The following is a 24,387-nucleotide window of genomic DNA, read 5'->3' as shown; positions in this document are numbered from 1 at the left end:
CAAAAATGAATATGCTACTTAAAATAATGCTATTAACGATTGTGTTTTTTAGCTTTAATTTTGTTTCATATGCCCAAATAACTTTAACACATAATATTGGAACTACACCTATTGAAACGGGGATGCCTTCTTGTGATTATGATGAATATTGGGCGAGAACATTTACACTTTCTGATTTTGGTATAACTACAACTGATCAATTCATTATTAAATCTGGGCAAATAGCTATTAGTAATTCCTATGAAGGTGCTAAGTTAGTGTTTAATATTTATAGCATCGATTCAAATTTCCCTAATACTACTCTTAATACACTTAGTTACGGAAATTTGGTTTTAGCTCCCGCTATAGGAGATTCTCCTGAAATTGTTCAAATCGATTTTAGTACGCCCATTGTTGTTCCGGCTGGAGTTGAAAGAATTTTAGTTGAAGTTACTCAATATGACGATATTTATAATTCTGATTACAAGAAAGTCCTTATTGCTGGTACTGCACAAGACAATGACATTTCTTGGTTTCAAGGTTGTCGAGAACTTTATACATATACTCCTACAGAAAGCCTTAATTTACCTGTTCCGAATGCAAATTTTTTCATAAATGTGACAGGGGAATTACTGGACACACAAAGTTCGGGTTCAACCACTAGGTTGTCTCATAATGTTTGTTATGATATTATAGAAACGAATATATATTCATGTAAATCAAGTTATATATACTGGGCGAGGACTTTTGATTTAGAAGACTTTGGTGTATCAACGAACGAGGAGTTTACCATTAATTCAGGGCAAGTTGGTATTAATAAAACAGGTTATTTACCAGAGATAAGTTTTAATATTTATAAAATAGACAGTAACTTTCCGGCCTCTTTTTCTGAAGCAGATTTGATAGGTAGTAGTCAATACCAACGTCTTAACCCTAATATAAATCGTAATTCTCAAATTATTCAGGTGGATTTTGATGCTCCAGTAGTAATTCCTGCAGGTGTTGAAAGAATTTTAGTTGAAGTACATAAGGGGATAATTTATGGAGATGGGGTGGCTTTTATCGCAGGCTCTGCTAAAGACAATAGTGAATCTTGGCAAAGAGGTTGCGTGAATGGAAGCCCTCCTGATGAGTATGTTTCTACTGCTGATTTTGGATACCCAGATGCGAACTTCTATATTAATGTTACTGGTAAAAGCAACAACGTAGCCATTCCTTATAATATGAATATCACCAACATTTGTTCTGAGTTTTTAAAAGAATTTAGTTTGACAAATGTTGTAGATATAGCAACCGTTGTGTGGAATTTTGGAGATACAGCATCTGGAGCATCGAATGTTTCAAACGATCTTTCTCCTACGCACGATTTTTCTGTTGACGGTGAATATACTGTAACTGCGACTGTTACAGATAATAGTAGTAATGTTTATGTAATTGAGGAAAAAATAGATGTAGTTGAGCCACCAAATGCCTATGCAATAAGTAATATCTATGCTTGTGAAGACGTATTTGGTACCGGAATTTCAACTACATTTAGTACTGCCAATATAGAATCTCAAGTATTGGGCGGGCAAACAGATAAAGTAATAACCTATTTTGATGGAAGCGGAAAAGAGTTAACAAACCCTTTACCTACCCATTTAACTAATTTGATAAAAGATAGGGAAACAATAACAGTTCGTGTTGCACATGACGCTATTTTATGTTGCTATTCAGAAACTTCATTCGATTTAATTGTGCAACCATTACCAGAGGCCAATACAATAGATAATACCTATTTATGTAATAGCGGAAACAATGGTTTTGCAAGTTTCGATTTAACTGCTTTAAACGATGAGATTTTGGGTAGTCAAACCAATGTTTCAGTAATTTATTATAATCAGAGCGGAAGTTTAATTCCAAATTCTGAATTGTCAAATTACTCAAATGCCATAATAAACAAAGAAATTATTACTGCAAGAGTTACAAATACAATAACAAATTGTTATAATGAAACTAAATTCGATATCGGCGTAAATAGTCCGCCGGTTGCAAATACTCTAAGTGATTTAGTTGGATGCGATGATAACAAAGACGGTGTTTCAGAGTATTTTGACACCTCTGATATTGAAGCAACTGTTTTAGGAAATCAAACTGGAATGGAAGTATCTTATTTTGATAGCGGAGGTAATCTGTTACCAAGCCCATTACCTAATCCTTATACCAATAGTTCGCCTAATCAAGAGATTATAATTGTAAGAGTTACAAATTCGGAATCAAAATGTTATACGGAGACCAATTTAAGTTTAAAAACTTCAGAGCAACCTCAAATTAATCAACTAGCTAATTTATTTGCTTGTGATGAAGGCAATGGTTTTGCCCATTTTGACACATCTACTTTGGAGTTTAATATAATAGGTAATCAACAAGGGTTAAAAATTTCTTATTCTAATGAATCGGGTAATGCCTTACCCAGTCCTTTACCGAGAAACTATAAAAATACAGTTGTAAAAAACCAACTTATTAATGTTAAAGTAGAAAACGAATTAAATAATCGATGCTATTCAGAAACTAGTTTTAGATTGATTGTAAATGAATTACCTGAAATTGATTTGGAAAAAGATTATTTTTTATGTGACTTAGAACCATCACTACCCATATCAATAGACTCAAACTTTGATGTTTATAAATGGACATATGAAGACGGAACAGTGATATCAACTTCAGAAGATGTTGATCTCATAAAAGAAGGTAGTTATACCATTTCAGTAAGTCGATTAGAGAATGGAATATTATGTCAAAATTCATTTTCTTTTAATTTTGTGCGCTCTACGTTGCCCAAAATTGAAACTATTAATTATGGCGGTTTTGGCGATAATTATATTGAAGTGATGGTTTCTGGTGATGGAGATTTTGAATATTCTTTAGATAATATAACCTACCAAACAGATAATAGATTTAGTGATTTGTTGGGTGGTAATTATACTGTTTATGTGCAAGATGTTAAAGGTTGTGGTTTTTTGACGGAAAAAATTACTATCATAGATGCTCCAAAGTTTTTCAGTCCAAACAACGATGGTATAAATGATACTTGGCAACTAGATGGAGATATAAATCAAAATTATACGTTACATATTTTTAATAGATTCGGTAAACTACTAAAGCAACTTAATAATACAAATTATTATTGGGATGGTTTTTATAACGGTAAATTACAACCGCCTGACGATTATTGGTTTAAACTTGTTTTTAGTGATGGAACTGTAAAATCTGGAAATTTTGCTTTATTGAAATAGTAGAGGTCTTATTCTACTATAGACCGATACGGTTTAATTAAGATTGGATAATTATTAATTCATAGTGTAAATATATTGTTTTTTACTTTTTATTGATATTCTAGGTTTTTTGATATTTCTAATCCACTCTGTTCACATTATATGACAAGAAATAAAGTAGCGTTGACTATTTTATACGTAACTATTCTTTAATAATTATTCAATTTTTATAAACTTGTTTGAAAATAAACATATTATATAATATGTTTTCTTTTCAGAAGTTGTTCTAAGGTTTTTTCTCGAATTTTGTAAGACATAAAATTGGTTAACCAATTTTTAGTGACTATATTTATAGCCATAGAAGTTCTTAGTTTATTATTCTAAAAATGCACAACTTAAATCTTAAAAAAAATGAGTAGGGAAAGCCAATCGAATCAAGATCAAATTAAACAGAGTAGGAAAGATACGATACAATATATAAATCTACAATTATCAGCTCTTGGTCAACCTATTTATCATGATGATGAGAATTCTGTAGATAAGTTATGCAATCCGAAATTTCAAAAATTAACGAATGGTTTGATCCAAAATTTTCGTGAAAAATCTAGATTACTTTCAGATCATTTGGCTCCTGCAGATGCTAGAATTCAAAACTTTTTAAATGATTATTTGGCGGAAGAATTAGAAGGGGCCTCTATACATTTACCTAACGATACGTTGATTTTAAATCAGAAAGGGCATGCTAGAGAAGTGAGTTTACCACCAAATGGAGACTCATTTAAAAGTGAAGATATCACTTCGTATAGAATTAAACAAGGTATTTTAAACAATCCAATAAATGATAAACGAACAACTAAAGGTACTTTTCATATTGTAGAAGGGCCATTACCAGTTCCATTAGATAAGCAAGAAGTACCAAAAATTGTATTTAAGCATTTTTTGAATGCAGCATTTAATCCTTCAGACAAATTAAAAGTATTACCATTTACTGCTAATCAAGACGAAAAGGCCAAATTAATGGTTTCGTTTTTAATGAGACCTGTGGTTTGTCCAGAAGTTAAAGGTGTTATATCAAAAAAGAGTTTAGAGGTTCGCTTTTTTGCTCCAGGAAGCTTGGTTAGTAATTTAGATTTTGTGGAAACTATTTTCGGTAATGCAGGAGATCCAAATTTAGCACATAATGATGCTGCATTAGATACAGAGCATTGGACAGGACATACAGGTTGTGTTATTCTAGCACCGCAATTAAAACTCCTTAAGAAAAAAGGTGTTGGATTGCCTCATTTTGATAATGCTACTGAACGTCAAAGAAATGACGGAATGTGCTGGGAAAATGAAAATGAATTGTACAATGATGGAGGGGCTTTTAAAATAACTTGTAGAGATGATAGGGGAGTTGTAGTCACCCTTATTGCAGACAATTATTTTGGATATTCTAAAAAAGAAATTAAAACTCAAATCAGCTATTCTGCAAACCTATTTGGTTTAGTTGAAGAAGAGCATTCAGGTGGTGCCATTGCATTCCCTAGAGGTGTTATGGGTGATATTGTTGATGGTAATAAGTTTAATTCCAAATTTGGTAACAGCTTCAGTTTTGAAGATGTTAAAGCTTTATTGGGAGACAGAATTGATATTCAACCTTCAAATTATGCAATCGATAAGAAATATCCAAACCTGGTTTATATCCCTGAAGATGCCTATATCAATACAAATACCAATAGCATTACTTGGACCTATAATAATACTAAACAAAAACTGATTTTATCACCGGTAAAAACATATATACATCCAACAGGTAATAAATTTAGATTAGAAAAACATCAAGCGATTTCTTTGTGGCGAATCGTTAACACCTCACCTGAAGGTGTATTTTGTCACAAGCCTTGTACCGTTTCTGGTGGTGGAAAATCAGAGATTTCAAAATCTATGCTAAACGCCATTACTTATAATTCGTTTAACATTATTGATATTGACGAGGACTTTAAAAAGGCTGATGAAATTATTGAATTTAATTATTCAAAGCGTTGGAAAAATTACGATCCTACCTTACCACCTTCACGGTCCTTTTTAGATAAAGGAAGAACCTTAGGATCTGCTGTAAAGTTATTGTCACCCTCAAAAAACAATAGTGATGCATATAATGAATTTGTTACTACTATTCCCGTTCATATCAGGTCTTTGGTCTTATTTGTAAAAAGGCTATATCGACAAGATCACGAGCGGTTGAATTGGAAAGATTGTATGTCGGTTCAAATTATAAACGGGCAAAAAGGAACTGGGTTATGGTATTTCAATAATAAGGTAGTTGGTAGTTACGTCCGAATTGGATTTAACCAAGAAGGGATTTGGATGTTAAATAAATTAAGATCTGATTTTTCCGCGTCAACAAAAATTCAAATGGAAGATGATATTTCAGCTTCCATCACGTTACCACGTAATCAGTTTAAAGATTTAAATCCGCTTTATCCAAATAAAAGTTTAAAAGTAGTTGCCAATTGTGAATCCCACTTATTTCAAAGACCTGATGAAGCAATTATACGGGGATATGACGAAGGTGCTGAACGTGATTTGGTTGCAGATGGTGTGTTTTTAACTAATTACGAATTATTAACGAAAAAAGATGCGGTAGAAATTTATGAAGATACCATCAATTTTGATAAATATACACAGCCGGTAAAAGATCTAATTATAAGTGTTGTAACGAGTGCAAATGAGGAGGAATATTTTGCTCTACCATCACATACTAGAATAGTTGATGGTGAGCCCACTAAAAATCCACGTTATTTAGAGCCTAATATATTTTTCAATGAAACGGAAGCAAGTTATTTAGGTGAAATAGGTGTTCGTTTATGCCGAAAAATAAAATCAGAAGATCCTGTAATTAATGTCGTAAATGCGGTATTACCAGGAAGAAGAAATAACCCTGTAGATAAAAAAGCGGGTATACGGCCATTGGCAGTTTATAACCCAATTCATTACCAGGAAACGCCTGAGTTATTCATGGATTTTATTTGTAGTTTAACAGGTAAGTCTCCTTCTACTACAGGTGCAGGTTCCGAAGGAGCCTTAACCAAAGGGCCCTTTAATATGTTAACGCCAACAACGGACTTAAACAATGCCTTATTATCTCATATTTTAACGGAGTCTAATGCATTTAGTACGGCTGCAGGTTATGTAGGTGGTGATAATAAAGTAGACCATGATATTAGCTTGTTAATCCCAGAAATTTGGGCACGATTGGTCCCTGAAGATAGGGATCCAAAAGCGTTGATAGCAAATGGATCATTAGAAAAGTTAGAAGATTTTGAGCATAATGGTAAAAAAGTATTGGCAAGTAGGTTAGGATACCGTATTACGAGTATGTTTTCTTTACGATGTTTAAATCGATTGTTTGATGAACCCAATGCTGTATTTAATGAAAAGATGTTAAAACCTGAATTACAAGGGTTGGAAGATTATGTAGATGGTATTGCAAATATTGTTGAGGCCCAACAAAAAGTAGCCATTCGCTATTTTGAAGATGGAAGTATAGCATCTGCCATACCGCCATTAAAAATAGTATTACATATGATGGCATATGGGCATTATGAAGGTAAGGAGATGAGTGATCCTGAGTTGAGAGGTTATTTTGAAAGAGATTATATCATCAATAGTGATTGGTATAAAGAAAGGTTAAAAATCAAACAACAAAAGGATATCCAATTTTATACAAAACAAAAAGACTATTTAGAAAGTTTTATTGCAAAAAGTAACAATGCATTACTGGTTGCTGAATTGGATTTAAATACGCAATTTCATAAAGTCGAAAACTCACTTAAAGAGGTGAGCTCAGCTGACTACCTAAAAAGCTTAGTGGGTACTATTGGAGCAGATCCATTATTCAGAAAATAGACTTTTATTGATAAATGAATAGTTTAAAATTAAAATAGTTTGCGGTCTATTGGTTACAATAAACGGCAAACTATTTTTTTTATTTTTTAGTTACAAAGTTGCCATTACATATTTAAAGCTATTCTGAGGAATAATAATACGTCCATCGTCTTGACTGAAACAATTTACAGCTTCTTTGACGGCTTCTTTTAACTTGCTTTCACTTACCGTTTGCAACATTCCTTGAAATGGCCCTGCCGATATGTTTCCATACCAGAACGATTCAAAATTTTCATATGCAAAGGGACAGTTTACTTCTCCAGATTCAATATTCGTTAGGCCTGCTACCTTAAAAAGAGACTCTAGCTTTCCAGGCATAGAAAGCTCAAACGGTCCACCTCCTTTTGGCGGTCCAGGCATAGTGTCTTTCACAGCTTTAAAGACAACTCGATAATCTACTTTTTCAGGTTCACCAAAAAGTCCAGCAATAATCCATCCATTGGGTTTACATACTCTTTTAAGTTCTTTTAACGCTGCTATCCGATCTTCAGAATACTGTAATGAATTGGCAGCAAAAACAACGTCGAACATATTATCTTCATACGGTAGGTTTTCGATATCTGCAAGCTTGAAATCTGCTTCAGGTACATGTTGCATTGCGAAAGAAAGTAATCCTTCAGCGACGTCTATTCCATGAACATCCGCTCCTCGTTCATTAGCCAACACACATGACCAACCAGAACCACAACCTACATCTAATAGGCTAGTGCCTGTGCCCACTTTTGTAGCATTGAGCATGGCTTCCCAAAAGGGTTTGTGTAGCGGCTCTTGAATTTCTGCCCAACCGTTTGGTGATTTACCCCAAAGTTCGCCTTGTATTTCAGATTTTTTCATAAAGATTTGGCTTAAAGATAGAAGTTCTCAATACTTATATTAAATGATCTAATTGCGATAGTCTTAGTCTACCAATATGGTATATTGGTGCATTGTAAGTTAGTTCAAAAACTTGAGAAGTGCAAATTTAGTATCAGATAGTCAGTAGATTAGGGTTTTTGTTAGCCTTAATGAGTAAAAAAAAGAAGCAGTTATTATGAGGTGTTCTCGTTGGCTAGAAAATATAGAAGTTTAATGTTTTGCAAAAAAATAATGTAATAAGTAATGATTTTCTTTTATAGCTGAAACTTAAATTTTCTCTTTTTATTCCTATAATTAAGTTACTAACTTACACATTCACAGTTCCCTAAAAACGGCATCAAATAATGTCCTTTTTTTAATGAAATTTCTTCAAAATATAGTAGTCTAAAAACACAAAACGAAGTACCTTTGTTGCTCAGTTTTGGTTTTTATTTTTAGTAATAATAAAAACGAAATTAATAGGGAATCAGGTGATTTATTTTAAGAAAAATCCTGAGCTGTACCCGCAACTGTAAGCTTCGTCTTAATATAGAGATGCTTGTTATATTCTTACACCACTGTTTACACGGGAAGGTTTTAACAAGACGCGAGCCAGGAGACCTGCCAAAACTACATTCAGTATTTTCTACTTTCGGATAAAGAGTAAAAATACAATTTGAAGCACCTTTTATTAATCATACTATTACTAGTTATAATTGACTATAAGGCTGCCTGACTTAGTAACTTTTTAAATATATATAATGAAAAAACTATCAATTTTCACAGCAATTCTATTTGCTTTAACTATGTTTTCGTGTACCGAAGATTCTGATGCCCCATTGGTTATACCAACTTATGATAATACGTACATATTAACATTTGAAACGGGTAAAACTTCTCTTGAACATTTGGATACTGCATATGTTTATACCCCAGATGTGTATACATCATTAAATGGAGATGCTTTGTCTATGCATAATTTTAATGATAAGCTCTATCTGGTTAATCAAAGCGGACCCAATTTTATAACCCAACTCAATGAAGAAACATTACAGGAAGAACGAGTTGTAGCGACTTCTGAAATGGATAACCCAAGTAATCTTTTAATGTATTCAGAAGATAAAGGAGTGGTTGTAGGATCTTCAGGTAGTGGAAGGCGTAAAAAATACCTTTTAGCTCATGTAGATATGAATACGGGTATAAGTGAAGCCATTGACGATATTTCTGAAGACATGTTGCCAAGTAATTCCGCTTTATTATTAGATAATAACAATGTTTTAATTGCTGATGGTAATGAGCTAAAAGCAATGGATATTCTTTCTAAAGAAATCTCGGTGCTTCAAGAATTTAGTGAAACTATTTCAGGTATTGTAAGAGATGCAGATGATGTTATTTGGATTGCCACTGAAAAACGAACAGAAAAAGCTTCGTTTGTTAAATTAAATGCTGATTATTCAATAGCAGAAACAGTAACGGTTGAAGATGAAAGCGTTAACTTATATAAAAATAGCATCTTAATAATGAGTGAAAATAGTTATAACGCCTATTGGTCAGAATCAAATTCAGGTAAAATCTATAGATTTAATACGAGTACAAAAACACTTGAAGAATTTTGCACGCCTTTGTTTGACGGTGTCATGTTAACAACTTTGGTTAAAGAGCATCCACTTACCAAAAAAGTTTATGTATTGGGTCTTGAAGACTATTTTGATACTGAAAAAAGTGTGCTATCTATTTATAATGAAGACAACTCTTTATTTAAAACAATAAAAGAAGTAGGTAATTCACCTATTGACATTTTTTTCTCAGACAAAGCGTATATCACTCAATAATTTAAATAAAAACAATAGTTTTACAGGTATAAGAAAACCTCTTTCAATTTGTTGAAAGAGGTTTTTAGTTATTGTTTTATTATGAATTACGGATTCATTCATTGAAGAACCTAATTCTGTTTATTCTTTCTTACCAGTACATTGCAGATTTTAGACCAAAATGTTTTAATGTGGATGTGTGTAGTTATTAGGGGTAATTTATTTTGTAAACACACCGTTATAATCACTGCCCATATATGATCCCCATCGGATCTTTCCTGTAATAGGAAATTTAGTGTCAATCCTGTTTATTCTCAGACCATCGAATGTATACGTTTTTTTTACATTTGTACCATGTAGGTAAACGATATCTAGATAGCCGTTTCCGTCTAAATCACCTATCCAAGGTGTTGATGATAGATTGTTGCCTTCGTATTGCAGATCTAATTCGGCCGCAACTTTTTCAGTGAATTCGATAGCTATAATGTTATTGTGAAAAAATTTCATTTGAAATTCATTTTTCACTTGATAATTCATTGGTAATAAAGCTTCATCTTTACCGTCATTATTTAGATCTACTGCTACTGGAGAACTCATTTGATAAAACCCTAAAGTATCTTCAAACTCTATAGTACCGTTTTTACCGTTTACCATGATCTGCTTTGACCATCCTAGGTCTGGCCATACGCCTTGAGCGTAAGAAACAAAAACGTCAGGAATGTTATCATCATTAAATAAACCTATTGCGACAGAGCCATAAGCTTCCGTATCTGGTACGGTAACCGTCCAAATAGATTTATGGGTAATGCCATCGAATGCCATCAACCGACCATCTACTGAATTCGCAATAATGTCATGATGGCCATCTTCATTAATATCGGCCCAAGCACCAGGACCTACAAAACCTTTCTTTTCACTTGTCGCTAGTTTAATCGATTTAGACAGGTCACCAGATTTGATTTCCGATATTGAAGTCACATAAAGGTTTCCACCAATAGTCTCACCTCCTGTACCAAAAATTACATTTTTAAAAGTTTCAGATTTATGTGGAAGCACGGAAACCGACATATATATTTCACCACCATCAGGCATAGGGGCCTTACTGATCACGTTTCCCGTTTTGCTATTGATAATAACCAAATGCCCAGTAGGTCTGTTTGGGTCATTAGGTTCAGCAAGTACGTCTCCTCCGTTGGAAATCAAAATATCTTTCTGTCCGTCATTATTTTGATCTCTAATAAATTGCGGATTATAAAAATTGAACCATTCTTTTTCTTCACCTTTAGGTTTTATAAATCGCCACAATACTTTTCCTGTTTGCCCATTAATGGCAATAAGTTCCGCTGAACGCCCATTTATCAATACATCTAAAATTCCATCTCCAGTAATATCTTGAAGAGCGGCTGACCCGAAAATTTGATCTTTTGCATGAACCTTCCAGAGTAGTTCACCCGTTTTGCCATTTAAGGCAACGACAGCAGAATCACAAGCTTGAAATTCTTTCCGGCCAGCACCAAGAATAATATCACCGACCTTATCATTATTTAGATCAGCAATTCTGGGTGATGAAAATGAACCAATACCTGGTAAAATTTTAGCCCAGGTATTTTGAGCCATTAAGGAATGTGAGCTAAGGAAAAGGAATAATAATAATGTGTTAAACATAAATATTTTAACCTCTGTATTATTTCCAGAGGTATTCGTTATTTTAAGAATTGTTAAGGAAGTGAATTCTGATTTTTTCATTAGAATCAAATTGAAACCTTACTATAATTATAGGAAAAATTACACTGTATCTTTCTTGTAAACCTTGGGTTTTAGAATTTTATTCTTACTGTTATTGCCTTAAATTGATTTCATAATAAAGATGTTACCTAGGGATATAAAAAAATAAATTCTTTTCAGTCTATACCAAGTCACGACCCTATTCAATTTAAAAATAGATATACAGCGTTAATATTTAAAGAGATAATTTCATATTGATTAATAGTCCTTTTTTTCTTTCTTACCAGTGTTATGTGTTTTTAACCATTCTTCCCCTTTTTTATCTCTAAAAAAGTCCATCCATACATAGTACATTTCATCTCCGTCAGTTACATCTACAGAATGACTAGAACCTAAAGGTATGTGCAACACTGAATATTCAGGAAAATCAACCTGAGCTTCATCTGCATGCACAACAACGTTGTTATCAGTTAAACCTAAAAATAATTGTTCTAACATTCCGTGTTCATGAGCACCAACATGGTCAGGACCTGGAGCTTGAACAGTACCCATTGCAATACGAGGTATATACTTATTAGGTAATATGGTACGACTTATAGTATTTGGGCTTTTTATAGGTTCCGTATAGGGTTCCGTATCTTCAAATTTAGTGTAATACACATTCTGTGTATTTTCTTCTGGAAATTCTTTTAAATCTAGCTTGTCTTGTTCCGTTAACTCACTAGAAATTTTCAGAAAATGAAGTGTATCATTTTTAGCTACATTAATTGAAATTTTTTGAATAGAATTCGGTAGGAATATTGTTTCAGGTACAATGTCATAACTTTCTTTATTTGCAACTACAGTACCATTTCCTTTTACAAAAAGGTAAATATATTTAAATCCCTCTTTGAGTTGATCTTCGTTAACAAATTTTCCTGTTAAGGCTATATGTTCCGCTTTTATACCTGGAATTTCATTTTTAAGTATTGTTTTAGAATACTCTTGCTGATTTGGCTGTAATTTCATATTGAGATGTTCAATAGGAATTTCTTGTGCACTTGCTACTGTAAAGGATAAAAGTATCGTTGCAAAAATAAAGAAAGTTAATTTTAATTTCATAATTAGTGTTTAAAGAGGTCTAATGTTTTGTGTTAATTTAGCGTAAAAATTTCAAAGCACTAATTTAGTAAATTCCAACTAGTTAAACAGCGTTTTAATCTTTATAATCTTTCTATAACCCATTTCAAAATTGCTCATTTCAGAAATAGATGCTAAAAAGTTGTCTTTTTTTTTTGGTGATAGAAAAATGAAAGATTATTAATTGATTTTAGTTAATCCTATATTGCAAATAGAAGGATATTAAACCATATAAATATATGGTGCTTTCCTAGTTTTTAGTTTTAGTCTTTTCCTTTGTTACAATAATCAAGAACCGAAGTAATTATTTTTTCTCTTATGGGATTTAAATTATAATAAGATTTTGATGCTAATAGTCCCATATTTTGACGGTTAATCAATAAGATAACAGAGATGTCATATTCAGGGATTACCGCTATACTTGTTCCAGTAAATCCGGTGTGACCGAAACTACCTTTTGGAGCATTTTTTATATAGGCACTACTATTATTCATTACCCAGCCCAATCCATTTTTAAATTCATCTTGTGTAAGAAATAAATTTATTGTTTTTTCAGAAATAAATTGTCTATCATTTAAATTCCCTTTATTTTTTAAAACATCAATTACTTTTTGTAAATCGTCAACTGTAGAGAATATTCCTGCGTGACCAGAAACCCCTTCATTGGCATACCATGCATTTCCATCATTAACTTCACCTTTTAGCGTGTATTGTCGCCACCCATTCCATTGGTTTGGATGAAGACTATCTATTTTAAAACCAAGAGAAGCATCGGTAACCATTCTATTTTCAAATGGATTACCATGCGAAGTAGCTGCAATCTTATTGTGTGTTTCTTTTTCAAGCGGATTGAATAGTGTATGTTCCATTTGTAATGGCTTAAAAATATGTTGTTCCATAAATTGATCTAGCGGAAGGTTTGATACTTTTTCAATAATCTCACCTAAGAGTATAAAGCCCAAATCGCTATAATGTCTGCCACTACCAATGGCATATTTTAAGGGTAGTTTATCAATAATTTTATACGTGTCTTTTCTTTTGTTCGAATAATAATAGAACGGAAACCATTCAATTAAACCAGCAGTATGGGTTAGTAAATGTCTGATGGTAATTTTATTTTTATCAGGTGTGTTAAATGCTTTAATATAATCGCAAACAGGATCGTCAACATTTAAAAGCCCCTGATCAACCAATAGCATTATGGATGTTGTTGTTCCAATAATTTTGGTTAGTGAAGCAATATCGTAGAGATGATTTACGGTCGTTTTTTCTGGGTTTTTCAAACGTTTATTGTTAAAATCATTTAAAGAAGCATACCCAAAAGCATTTTTGTAAAGTACTTGATCACTTTGTTTTACTAAAATTACCGCACCAGGAATGTTAGATTTCTTTATTTCGTTTTCTAAAATAGTATTGATTTTGGTAATGAGTGTTTTTTGTTTTGCAGAGTTCTGCCCAGTAACAATGTGATGGGTGAAAAAAAGTAGAGAAAATAGGAGGAAGAGCTTTTTTTGCATGGATGTAATTTTAAAGAAAGGAGCGAAGTTAAAATATTTTTCTTTAAGGTTGGTTTTTAATACATTTCCTTAATTCAGTCATTTCAAAATCTAATTGCTATGATACTAAAAACATTTTAAGGAAGTTTGTCAGAAAGTTGAACAATCTATTTTATAAGATAAGCTTATGGTATCCTGAAGGCCTGTTGTAAATTCTTTTAATAAATAGTGATAATCCTCATTCGAATAGCCTGTTGAATAATGAAAATTTAATTGTACGTTTGAATTAGGTTTGCTTCTAATATAGGCTATTGTATCTATTTCTGAATCAAAAATATCTACTGTTGGGAAATACGAATTGTTATTTTCAAGAATATGACTACTGATACGCATTGCTGGATAATTATTATTATGAATGTTTAAATTCAATTTCAATACTGTTGGATACCAAGCATTAATATTACGTATATTTATATTTCCTTCAATAATATCGGTGTTGCCTATGCTTTCTGTATAATATGGATTTCCATAATATTGTTTTTCAAAAGCATACCTTTCTCCTTTAATGAAATTAAATGTAATTGAATAATTTCCAAATGAATCTGTTCTTACGGAATCAATAACTTCTGAACCTGGAGCATATTGAACAACACTCCAATCATCCCAAACCCTTAATAAAACAATTTTAAAATTTTTAATTGGAAAATTTCGTTCAATATCTGATACGTTTCCTTTAACTGTTGTTTCAGTTTTTTCTGATGAAGCGTTAAAATCATTGCTACAAGAAAAAACAATAAATAAAAGTAGTATAAGTACGTTTTTCACTTTGCTTGATTTTAAAAATTTGCACCTTTATTAACTAAGGTCGTAAAAATTATTAAAAAAATCAAATTTTCTGCCCAGTTCTTAGAATTCTCTCTTTGCCATTCCCTTTTACAAGTTATCAAAAATTATGCCAGTGCTAACAAGCTTCCAACTGGGTAATTTGATCAAATCAAAGTTATAGTTTTGATTTTAATAAGAAAAGAAGTCTGCATACATTTTATATAAAAAAGCTCATTCACTCTTATCACAGACAGTAACGCAACCGCAAACTTCCATAGTAATTTCTTGGCATACCGGGATAATAATAACGTGGTGCTTGTCCTCCAAAACTGCTTGCATTTATTAATACGGATTGTGCATAATGTGTATTGGTCATATTTTGTATGCCAACCTTGGCTTCCATAGCAAAAGCGTCTGAAATTTGTTTTTTGTACCCTATGTTTAAATTCAATAAATTATAAGAGGCACTAGAAATTGTATTGCCATCCGTTAATGGTATGTTACTAACATGTGCGTAAGTGGCATTTACAGATAGTCCCTTTTGCCATTGTAATTGCATACCGGAATTGATTCTGTGTTTGGGCACTCCAGTTAAAGGATTGCCTCCATAATCAATACCATCATCAATAAATTCCATAAATTTATGATTACTGTGAGAATAACTTATAAAAGGGGTTAACAGGAAATTTGATGTAAATCTGTAAAGATAATTTAAATCCACTTCTAAGCCTTGATGTTTCGTGTTTCCCGCATTTTTGCCGATATATTGATCTTCGCCAATACGTTGAGCAACCAACATGTTTTTAATATTCATTTGGTACACCGCAACATTTAACCTCAATTTATTGTTCAAGAATTTCAGCTTACTGCCTAGCTCATAATTCATTCCTGTTTCTTGAGCAATGTCTGGGTTAATTACTCCTTCTGGAGCCAAGGTTTCTTCAAGGCTGGGGTTGGAATAGCCCCTACTTATATTTGCATATGCCAATTGGTGGATACCAAATTGATAATTCAGCTGAAAATTGGGTAACACAATAGCGTCAAAACTTCTTTTGCCACTGGTGTTTTCAGTACCTGTTTTTAACAAATCGCGATAATTATATTTTGTTTTATTGATGGCAATGCCTAATTGAGCGGTAAAATGATTGTTAAACGGGTACGTAAATGTTGCAAATCCATTAAACTGACTTCTATTTTCTTTATTACGACTTAGTACAGTACCTTCTAAGCTACCTTTATCATTATTATCTTCATATAAATTTTCAAATGTTGACCAATTGTAATCATCTTTATAAACTTCTACACCAAATGTGTAATTGGTTATCCTTTTATTAAAATAAAAATTCCCTTTAAATTGTGTTCTTAATCCGTAACCATTGGTGGTTTCATCTAAAATATTAAACGGTCTAGGCTCATAATGATCTAGATGAGTATAAAAAACACTTGTGGTATTGTTCAGTTGCTGTGTGATTTTATTAGAAAGTGAAATTCCCCCTAAGGTATATTTATTGGCCTCATATCCTTTGGCCGATTTCCATGTAAAAGCAGCTTGCGTTGGGTCTTCGTTAAATGCACCTAGATTAATTGAACTGGCTATATGTGCCGTATAGTCTATATAATTCAGTAATAAACTAAGTTTACTATTGTCACCTAATTTATAAGATGAGTTTAGTAGTACACCGTCCCTTTTGTATTGGCTGTTTTCTCTAAATCCATCAGTTTCTAAATGTCCATAACGTAGTTCTAATGAAAGTTTATCAGCTATATGTGCTAAGCTCAAATTGTTTTTAAGCAACCTATAAGAACCGAATGTAAAATTATTTTGGAAAGCGGTAGTCTTATCTACAGTTTCTTGAGGCTTCAACAGGATTACTCCACCTAAATTAGAACCGAAAGCAGTTCCTTTTGGGCCTTTTATTACTTCTATTGAATTCAAATTTTCAAGATCATATGCCTCAATGGTAGAAAAGCCAGAACCATTAGTTACTGGAATACCATTATAATACAATCTAATTTTGTCGGTACCATATGGAGTTCTAGAACCCACACCGCGAATGGTAATTCTGTTAGTGTTAAGAGCACCAGAAAGTATATAAACCCCTGAAATCTGATTTAAATGGGAAGTCATTTCAAGAGGACTAAAGTATTTAAAAATTTGGGTACCAATAAAGGCAGAGGGTATGATGCCATTGGCTTGTGTTGCTTTTGCGGATTGATTCAATACAACTTCGTCCAAATTAGTGATACTGTCCGTTGCCATTTTCTTTTGTGAAAAAACCAAGGTACTAAGTAAGAGTGTAACAATTAAGCAGTATTTCATATATGAAAATAGAAATCAAAAGTACTGATAAAAAAGAAAAAATAATTGATATATAGGTTGGTTTAAAATTAATTATTTAGTTGCCAACTATTTACTTTTAATACTTTTCTCCCATTCTTTCCGTAAATCTTCAGAAATCATGCCCTTTCCATCATGCCGCCATCCCGGGGGCTTAATTAAATAATTGAATCGGTTTTTTATGGTGGTTTTTGAGTGAACTACATCTTTGAATAAATTAATCCATTCATGGAAGGCCACATACAGCGGATTAAAAGTACTAATATTTTTTACCAATCCGTAAATAGGTTTTTCAGCTTCGGGTTCGTGCGTTTTAAAAAGCCGATCCCAAATAATAAAGATCCCCGCATGATTTCGGTCTAAATATTGGGGATTTGTGGCATGGTGTACTCTGTGGTGAGAAGGTGTATTGAAAATAGCTTCAAACCAGTTGGGCATTTTTTTGATACGTTCCGTATGAATCCAATACTGATAAATAAGACTGATAGACATTTGAGCCAAAATCATTACCGGATGAAAACCTAACAAGGGCAACCATAACCAAAAGATAAAGGTCATAAAACCACCTGTCCAAGATTGCCTTAAGGCAGTACTTAAGTTATAGCGTTGTGATGAATGATGTATAATATGACTTGCCCAAAAAAATCGATTGGTATGGCTTGTTCTATGCATCCAATAATAAGAGAAATCTTCAGTAAATAATAGCAATACCCAAGCCCACCATGTAAAAGGTATGGTAAATAATCGAAAATTATTATAAATAAATATAAACGCAGCAAAAACCAATACTTTGCTAAACAGCCCTAGAAAAACATTGCCCAATCCCATAGTAATGGAAGTAATAGCATCTTTAGTTTCATAACTATTTGTTTTTTCACGAGCATCTACAATAACTTCTATAAACAATGTAATTGCAAAAAAGGGAATGGCATAGTGGATTAAGTTTGGAATTTCAGGTATTTCCATGGGTTGTGCAAAGATCATGTTCAAAAGTAAGAAAAAATTATACTACTTTATAATGACTTTATCTTTGTGCGTTAGCAACTTCTAAAGAAGATGAGGTGATCTAGTACTTATATTGTGTTCAAAATAGGAGAGGGGGAATAAAATGTTTGTTAAATTATTATAATCGGCATCGTCATTTATAATGGTATTTGATTTTTATAGAAACATTTGTTTTTAACATGTGTATGGCTTTTATCAGTTATCTTAGATCATGCGACTTTGAGACCAAAAACACCAATTAAAAAGAATAGTTTAATTTTCTATCGCATATATATGATAAAGTGAGATAATATCGTATATTTGCACGCTTAAAAATAAACAAAAAAACAATTAATTATGAATCATTACGAAACTGTTTTCATTTTGAATCCCGTTTTATCTGATGTTCAGGTAAAGGAAACAGTAAAGAAGTTTAACGACTACTTGGTTTCTAAAGGTGCCGAAATGATCCACAAAGAAGATTGGGGCTTAAAAAAATTAGCTTATCCAATCCAAAAGAAAAAAACTGGCTTTTATCATTTATTTGAGTTTAAAGTTGCCGGTGAAGTTATTAATCCTTTTGAATTAGAGTTTAGAAGAGATGATAGCATTATGCGTTATTTAACTGTAAAGTTAGATAAACATGCTGCTGAATGGGCTGTAAAAAGAAAAGAACGTAATAAAGCTGCTAAAAACTAAGTTATGTCATCAACAATAGAACAACAAGCAAAAGGCGGAAATAAAGCCGAGATCAGATATCTAACTCCGTTAGACATTGATACAAAACAGAAGGTAAAATACTGTAGATTTAAGAAAAACGGTATTAAATATATAGATTATAAAGATGCAGATTTTTTATTGTATTTAGTAAATGAGCAAGGTAAAATTTTACCTCGTCGTTTAACAGGTACTTCGTTAAAATTTCAACGAAAAGTGTCGCAAGCAATAAAAAGAGCACGTCATTTGGCACTATTGCCTTATGTAGCTGATATGTTAAAATAATCTAAATTTAAGAACTAGTATGGAACTTATATTAAAACAAGACGTAGCTAATTTAGGATTTACAGACGATGTGGTTTCTGTGAAGAATGGTTATGGTCGCAATTTTTTAATCCCACAAGGATATGCTATGTTAGCTACACCTTCTGCAAAGAAAGTATTGGCTGAAACATTAAAGCAAAGAGCTTATAAAGAAGCTAGTGTTATTAAAGAAGCGGAAGCTTCAGCTAAAAAATTACAAGAATTAGAAATTAAGATACCTGCAAAAGTAGGTACTGGCGATAAGCTTTTCGGTTCTGTAAGTAGTGCTGATCTTGCTGATGCAATTAATAAAGCTGGTGTAGAGATTGACAGAAAATTTATCACTGTTTTAGGTGGTTTAGTAAAAAGATTAGGTACTTATAATGCAAAAATTCGTTTACATAGAGCGGTAATCATTGATTTTCCGTTTGATGTAATTGCTGAAGGCAAATAACACCTTATTAACATATGTTGATATTAAAAGTCTGTTCATTCGAACAGGCTTTTTTTATTTTCATAAATTTGTTCTATATTTTAACTTAACTCAAATAAATTTAAATTATGATGAAAAATTATTTTTTAACAATGCTATTAATTAGTGTTGTTTCTTTATCATTTGGCCAAGTTACAACCTCCGATATTCGAGGGGTAGTGATTGATGACCAAAGTGAGCCTTTGCCAGGAGCCAGCATCATTGCGGTTCATACTCCAACGGGTACAAAAAAAGGAGGTATTTCAAACCTCGATGGAAGGTACAACCTTTTAAATTTAAGAGTTGGAGGACCATATACCATAACAATAAGCTATGTTGGTTTTAAAACTCAAGAAATTACAGACGTATATTTAACTTTAGGAAAAACATTTTCTCTAGACGTAAAAATGACGCCTGATGCTCAACAATTAGACGAAGTAGTACTTAAAGGATCAAGTAGAGGTAATGTATTTGGATCAAGTAGAACGGGGGCTGAAACGAGTGTCGGTAAAAGAGAATTAACCACTTTACCAACAATTTCTAGATCAGCCGCAGATTTTACCAGATTAGAACCTTCTTCATCAGGTAATTCATTTGGAGGTAGAAATGATCAATTCAATAACTTTTCATTAGATGGTGCTATTTTTAATAACCCATTTGGTTTAGATGCTCCAACTCCTGGAGGTCAAACGGATGCACAACCAATCTCTTTAGATGCTATTGATCAGATTTCGGTGTCGTTAGCACCTTATGATGTTACGTTATCAGGTTTTACAGGAGCTTCTGTAAATGCAGTAACTAAAAGTGGAACAAATGAGTTTCATGGTACTGTGTATTCATTTTATAGAGATGAAAATTTAACAGGATCAAAAATTAATGGTGAAGATGTTGCAAATTCAGATTTAAAACAAGTACAATATGGTTTAAGTATAGGTGGACCAATTGTAAAGAATAAGTTATTTTTCTTTGCCAATTTTGAAAAAGATGACCGAACTGATTTAGGTTCTAATGGTTGGGTGCCAAACACCAACTCTGGAGCTGTAAATGAGTCTAGAGTATTAGAATCTGACTTAATAGCTGTTCAAAATGCTTTAGGTAATTTAGGTTATGACACCGGCAGGTATCAAGGGTTTACTTATGGATCAGAATCAACTAAAGGAATTTTTAAATTAGATTGGAACATTAATGACAATAATAGATTTGCAGTAATCTATAATTTCTTAAATGCATCTAAAGAAAAACCAGCTCATCCTACAGCAATTGGTTCAAGAGGTCCAAGTTTTAATACGTTACAGTTTGAAAATTCAGGGTACGAAATCAATAATAAGATACAATCAATACAATTAGAATTGAATTCAACCTTGGCTGATAATGTAACCAATAAGGTTCAAGTTGGTTATACACATTTTGACGATTTTAGAAATCCGATGTCTGCACCAGCACCAATTATTACCATTCAAGACGGATCTAGTTCTAATTATATAATTGCGGGTCATGAACCATTTTCTATCAATAATAAATTAGATCAAAAAGTATTTCAGTTGACGAACAACCTAAATATAGTTCAAGGGAATCATACTTTTACGGTGGGGTTCTCTTATGAGAAATTTGCCTTTCAAAACTCATTTAATTTAGTAAATTATGAGTCATTTAACTTTGGTATTTTTCCATATTATGGAATATTTAATTCATACCCAGACATGCAAACATTTTTAGACAGTGCACAGCCGGGTGGAGTAGTAGAGCAATATTTAGGTGCTACGCAAAATGCTTTTGACAGTTTTAATGCCAATGGAGATGGTAATGATGGTGGTTGGAAATTGGCGGAATTAAATGTGGGCCAATTGTCATTTTATGTTCAAGATGATTGGAATATAAATGATGCTTTTAAATTGACATATGGTGTACGTTTTGACAAACCTCTATATTTTGATACTTCAAGCTTAATTCAAAAATATATTGATACTGATAATGGTGCAAGTAGAGATAATTCAGTTACCTATTATAATCCTAATACAAATAAAGACGTTAATTTGAGTTCAACCCAATTGCCAAATAGTGATTGGTTAATTTCTCCAAGAGTCGGTTTTAATTGGGATGTGAAGAACGAAGGAATAACACAAGTAAGAGGTGGTACAGGTTTGTTTACAGGCCGTTTTCCTTTTGTATGGTTAGGTAACCAGGTAAGTGGTGCAGATGATGGTTTCTTTCAGCTAATTGATCCAGACTATCAATGGCCTCAAGTTTGGCGTACGAATATTGGTGCGGATCATAGATTTGAAAATGGATTGGTATTAACGGGTGATTTATCTTATACTAAAGATTTAAATGCAGCCCATGTTCAAAATTGGGGAATAAGAAACCCTTCAGGAACTTTGAATGCTCCAGGAGATAATAGACCGGTATATACGGCAAGTGATAAAGGTAATAATGCATATGTTTTTACAAACTCTGATAAAGGTAGAATTATAAATGCTACCCTTAAGGCACAAAAAACATTTAACAATGGATTATACACAAGTTTTGCGTACAATTATTTGAATGCTAAAGATGTAAATTCAATTGAAGCGGAAATTACTGGTGATGCTTTCGACTTTAATCCTAATTTAGGGAATGCTAATGATGATGTTTTATCGTATTCTAAATATGGTGATACGCACAGGTTTATTGGTGTAGCTTCTAAAAGGTTTACTTTCTTTGGAGAAAAAGCTCCAACAACTTTTTCTACGTTCTTTGAATATGCACAAGGAGGAAGGTTCAACTATACGTATGCAGGTAATATTAATGGAGATCCTTCAGGTCAAAACAATGATTTATTATATATTCCTACAAGTTCAGAAGTTCAACAAATGAATTTTTCAGGTCCTGGTCAAGCAGCAGCATTAGAAGCCTATATTGAACAAGATGATTACTTGAATGATAATCGTGGAGATTATATGGATAGATACGGAGCTCTAGCACCTTGGAGAGGGAAGTGGGATGTGAAGTTCATTCAAGAGTTAAAAGTGTCTAAAGACAATGCAATACAATTTTCTGTAGATGTATTAAACATAGGTAACTTAATTAATTCTGATTGGGGTGTAATTCAACAACCTAATGATTTAACACCATTATCAGTAGCGTTTGATACTAATAATGACCCTGTGTTTACATTTGATGATACATTAACCGAAACATTTGGTTATGATGCTAGTTTATTATCGAGATGGCAAGTGCAATTAGGATTAAGATATATTTTCTAATAATAATTAAAAAAGAATGTAAAAACCACTCCAAATTTTGAGTGGTTTTTTATTTTTGTAAAACGAAATTAAATTATGAAATACAGACAGTTAACAAAAGAACAATTTGAAGCATTGCACGAAGAGTTTGCTCAGTTTTTGGCAAGTCAGCAAGTTGATATTAATGAGTGGAATACTATTAAAAAAGACAAACCAGAAGTAGCGGAACAGGAATTAAATCTGTTTAGTGATGTGGTTTGGGATGATGTGTTGAATAGAACAAAGTTTTTAGAACACTTTTCAGAAAAAAGTATTAATCTATTTAAAGTTGAAGAAAAAGATATTTCTAGAATTGTAGTTCAAATTAATAAAACAGATTTTAGTTTTTTCAATGACAAAGATTACCAATGGTTTATTGACAATACTAAAGACGGATCTATTACATTTTATAAAGGTGTAAAAAAGTATGAAAGTGATAGAAATAGTGAAATTTTTGATTTAATTCAAAAGGGAAGTGTAATTGCTGACGGAAAATTGTACGAAGGATTGTTTAAATTAATATCTTAGATGAAAATTCATATATCATGGTTAAAAAAATAGTTATTGGATTGTTATTAGTTATTGTAGCCATTCAATTTTACCGTCCCGAAAAGAACATTTCTATTGAAACGCCTGACACGGACTTTCTGGTTGTCAATGGCACCGAAGCCAATTTAGCAGCTACTATTAAGGCATCTTGTTATGACTGTCATTCAAATAACACGGCTTATCCTTGGTACGCTGAAGTAGCTCCAGTATCGTGGTGGGTTGCCAATCATGTAAATGATGGTAAAAAGCATTTTGATTTTTCAATTTGGGACACGTATACTGAAAAAAAGAAAGATCATAAGTTGGAAGAAACAATTGAGATGATTGAGGAAAAAGAAATGCCTTTAGAGAGTTATCTACCTATGCATCCAGAAGCAAAACTTAGTGATGAACAACAATTGGAACTTATTGCCTATTTTAAAGAAATAAAGTCGCAAATTAATTATACTAAAGTTGAATAATTCAACCTTTGCCTTTGATGTCAAAAATGTAATTGGTTTTTGCAAGAGATAGTGTATCTAGATTCAAAAGTTCTCGATACACTTTTTTCTTTCGTTGCACTTCAGAAAAAAGCACTCGCACGGATGTAGCAATGTTGTTTTTAACTAGAGAATTTAAAATTCGTTTTTATAATTTTTTCTAGGTGTGTGATAGTGTATCTAGATTCAAAAGTTCTCGATACACTTTTATCTTTCGTTGCACTTCAGAAAAAAGCACTCGAACGGACGTTGTATTCGTGAATTAAATTGAAAACCTGATGCTTCGGGAGTATCGAGAATAAGAAATTTGCC

16 protein-coding genes and 1 riboswitch are annotated in these 24,387 nt (G+C 32.5%); of the genes, 9 read left to right on the top strand and 7 right to left on the bottom strand.

The window, feature by feature from the left end; genetic code table 11:
- The first annotated feature begins 11 nt into the window (after window positions 1-11).
- Together D3P13_RS13315 and D3P13_RS13310 are read left to right on the top strand one after the other, a co-directional pair.
- Window positions 12-3,254 (top strand): T9SS type B sorting domain-containing protein, encoded by a 3,243-nt coding sequence (locus D3P13_RS13315; protein WP_232829192.1) that lies wholly within the window; start codon window positions 12-14, stop codon window positions 3,252-3,254.
- Window positions 3,255-3,644: 390 nt separating this feature from the next.
- The gene (locus D3P13_RS13310; RefSeq protein ID WP_117883228.1) at window positions 3,645-7,124 is read left to right on the top strand and encodes a hypothetical protein; all 3,480 of its coding nucleotides are present in this window, start codon (window positions 3,645-3,647) and stop codon (window positions 7,122-7,124) included.
- A gap of 90 nt (window positions 7,125-7,214) precedes the next feature.
- Here the strand turns inward: D3P13_RS13310 and D3P13_RS13305 are convergent, their stop codons facing one another.
- The gene (locus tag D3P13_RS13305) at window positions 7,215-7,997 is read right to left on the bottom strand and encodes a class I SAM-dependent methyltransferase (protein ID WP_117883226.1); all 783 of its coding nucleotides are present in this window, start codon (window positions 7,995-7,997) and stop codon (window positions 7,215-7,217) included.
- A 426-nt stretch (window positions 7,998-8,423) separates the two neighbouring features.
- Window positions 8,424-8,640: riboswitch (cobalamin riboswitch) on the top strand.
- 118 nt (window positions 8,641-8,758) lie between these two features.
- Here D3P13_RS13305 and D3P13_RS13300 point away from each other — a divergent pair.
- Window positions 8,759-9,829: a DUF5074 domain-containing protein gene (locus D3P13_RS13300; protein ID WP_117883224.1), complete on the top strand. Its 1,071-nt coding sequence runs from the start codon at window positions 8,759-8,761 to the stop codon at window positions 9,827-9,829.
- A gap of 198 nt (window positions 9,830-10,027) precedes the next feature.
- Here D3P13_RS13300 and D3P13_RS13295 read toward each other — a convergent pair whose 3' ends face one another.
- The 6 genes from D3P13_RS13295 to D3P13_RS13270 all read right to left on the bottom strand — a co-directional run bounded on the left by D3P13_RS13295 (window position 10,028) and on the right by D3P13_RS13270 (window position 18,295).
- Window positions 10,028-11,554, bottom strand: a complete 1,527-nt coding sequence (locus tag D3P13_RS13295) for an outer membrane protein assembly factor BamB family protein (RefSeq protein WP_117883222.1) — start codon at window positions 11,552-11,554, stop codon at window positions 10,028-10,030.
- Between the two features lie 237 nt (window positions 11,555-11,791).
- A complete protein-coding gene (locus tag D3P13_RS13290; RefSeq protein WP_117883220.1) occupies window positions 11,792-12,634 on the bottom strand; it encodes a cupin domain-containing protein in 843 nt (280 codons plus the stop codon).
- Window positions 12,635-12,915: 281 nt separating this feature from the next.
- Entirely contained in the window at window positions 12,916-14,169 is a 1,254-nt protein-coding gene (locus D3P13_RS13285; protein ID WP_117883218.1) for a serine hydrolase domain-containing protein, read from the bottom strand.
- 129 nt (window positions 14,170-14,298) lie between these two features.
- Complete coding sequence (locus D3P13_RS13280) at window positions 14,299-14,973, bottom strand: hypothetical protein (RefSeq protein WP_117883216.1); 675 nt, start codon at window positions 14,971-14,973, stop codon at window positions 14,299-14,301.
- A 244-nt stretch (window positions 14,974-15,217) separates the two neighbouring features.
- Complete coding sequence (locus D3P13_RS13275) at window positions 15,218-17,233, bottom strand: TonB-dependent receptor family protein (RefSeq protein ID WP_232829191.1); 2,016 nt, start codon at window positions 17,231-17,233, stop codon at window positions 15,218-15,220.
- A 147-nt stretch (window positions 17,234-17,380) separates the two neighbouring features.
- Complete coding sequence (locus D3P13_RS13270; RefSeq protein ID WP_232829190.1) at window positions 17,381-18,295, bottom strand: sterol desaturase family protein; 915 nt, start codon at window positions 18,293-18,295, stop codon at window positions 17,381-17,383.
- Window positions 18,296-18,652: 357 nt separating this feature from the next.
- Between D3P13_RS13270 and rpsF the strand changes: the two genes are divergently transcribed.
- The 6 genes from rpsF (at window position 18,653) to D3P13_RS13240 (ending at window position 24,057) form a co-directional block, all read left to right on the top strand.
- The gene (gene rpsF / locus D3P13_RS13265; RefSeq protein WP_117883212.1) at window positions 18,653-18,994 is read left to right on the top strand and encodes a 30S ribosomal protein S6; all 342 of its coding nucleotides are present in this window, start codon (window positions 18,653-18,655) and stop codon (window positions 18,992-18,994) included.
- Window positions 18,995-18,997: 3 nt separating this feature from the next.
- Window positions 18,998-19,297 (top strand): 30S ribosomal protein S18, encoded by a 300-nt coding sequence (gene rpsR / locus D3P13_RS13260; RefSeq protein WP_117883210.1) that lies wholly within the window; start codon window positions 18,998-19,000, stop codon window positions 19,295-19,297.
- A gap of 19 nt (window positions 19,298-19,316) precedes the next feature.
- On the top strand, window positions 19,317-19,769 hold the full coding sequence (gene rplI / locus D3P13_RS13255) for a 50S ribosomal protein L9 (protein WP_117883208.1): 453 nt from the start codon (window positions 19,317-19,319) through the stop codon (window positions 19,767-19,769).
- Between the two features lie 110 nt (window positions 19,770-19,879).
- A complete protein-coding gene (locus D3P13_RS13250) occupies window positions 19,880-23,029 on the top strand; it encodes a TonB-dependent receptor (RefSeq protein ID WP_394336465.1) in 3,150 nt (1,049 codons plus the stop codon).
- Between the two features lie 75 nt (window positions 23,030-23,104).
- On the top strand, window positions 23,105-23,575 hold the full coding sequence (locus tag D3P13_RS13245) for a DUF6495 family protein (RefSeq protein ID WP_117883204.1): 471 nt from the start codon (window positions 23,105-23,107) through the stop codon (window positions 23,573-23,575).
- A gap of 17 nt (window positions 23,576-23,592) precedes the next feature.
- Window positions 23,593-24,057, top strand: a complete 465-nt coding sequence (locus D3P13_RS13240; RefSeq protein ID WP_117883202.1) for a heme-binding domain-containing protein — start codon at window positions 23,593-23,595, stop codon at window positions 24,055-24,057.
- Window positions 24,058-24,387: the final 330 nt, after the last annotated feature.

Source organism: Aureibaculum luteum, from assembly GCF_003449015.1.
GTDB lineage: Bacteria > Bacteroidota > Bacteroidia > Flavobacteriales > Flavobacteriaceae > Aureibaculum > Aureibaculum luteum.
The sequence above is the reverse complement of the archived record's forward strand: the minus strand, read 5'-3'. Positions and strand labels throughout refer to the sequence as shown.

Coding starts and splice junctions, on each gene's coding strand:
- D3P13_RS13270 (WP_232829190.1), bottom strand. CDS start 18,295: ATGATCTTTGCACAACCCATGGAAATACCTGAAATTCCAAACTTAATC.
- D3P13_RS13295 (WP_117883222.1), bottom strand. CDS start 11,554: ATGAAAAAATCAGAATTCACTTCCTTAACAATTCTTAAAATAACGAAT.
- D3P13_RS13305 (WP_117883226.1), bottom strand. CDS start 7,997: ATGAAAAAATCTGAAATACAAGGCGAACTTTGGGGTAAATCACCAAAC.
- D3P13_RS13315 (WP_232829192.1), top strand. CDS start 12: ATGCTACTTAAAATAATGCTATTAACGATTGTGTTTTTTAGCTTTAAT.
- D3P13_RS13300 (WP_117883224.1), top strand. CDS start 8,759: ATGAAAAAACTATCAATTTTCACAGCAATTCTATTTGCTTTAACTATG.
- D3P13_RS13285 (WP_117883218.1), bottom strand. CDS start 14,169: ATGCAAAAAAAGCTCTTCCTCCTATTTTCTCTACTTTTTTTCACCCAT.
- rpsF (WP_117883212.1), top strand. CDS start 18,653: ATGAATCATTACGAAACTGTTTTCATTTTGAATCCCGTTTTATCTGAT.
- D3P13_RS13290 (WP_117883220.1), bottom strand. CDS start 12,634: ATGAAATTAAAATTAACTTTCTTTATTTTTGCAACGATACTTTTATCC.
- D3P13_RS13250 (WP_394336465.1), top strand. CDS start 19,880: ATGAAAAATTATTTTTTAACAATGCTATTAATTAGTGTTGTTTCTTTA.
- D3P13_RS13275 (WP_232829191.1), bottom strand. CDS start 17,233: ATGGCAACGGACAGTATCACTAATTTGGACGAAGTTGTATTGAATCAA.
- D3P13_RS13310 (WP_117883228.1), top strand. CDS start 3,645: ATGAGTAGGGAAAGCCAATCGAATCAAGATCAAATTAAACAGAGTAGG.
- rpsR (WP_117883210.1), top strand. CDS start 18,998: ATGTCATCAACAATAGAACAACAAGCAAAAGGCGGAAATAAAGCCGAG.
- D3P13_RS13245 (WP_117883204.1), top strand. CDS start 23,105: ATGAAATACAGACAGTTAACAAAAGAACAATTTGAAGCATTGCACGAA.
- rplI (WP_117883208.1), top strand. CDS start 19,317: ATGGAACTTATATTAAAACAAGACGTAGCTAATTTAGGATTTACAGAC.
- D3P13_RS13240 (WP_117883202.1), top strand. CDS start 23,593: ATGGTTAAAAAAATAGTTATTGGATTGTTATTAGTTATTGTAGCCATT.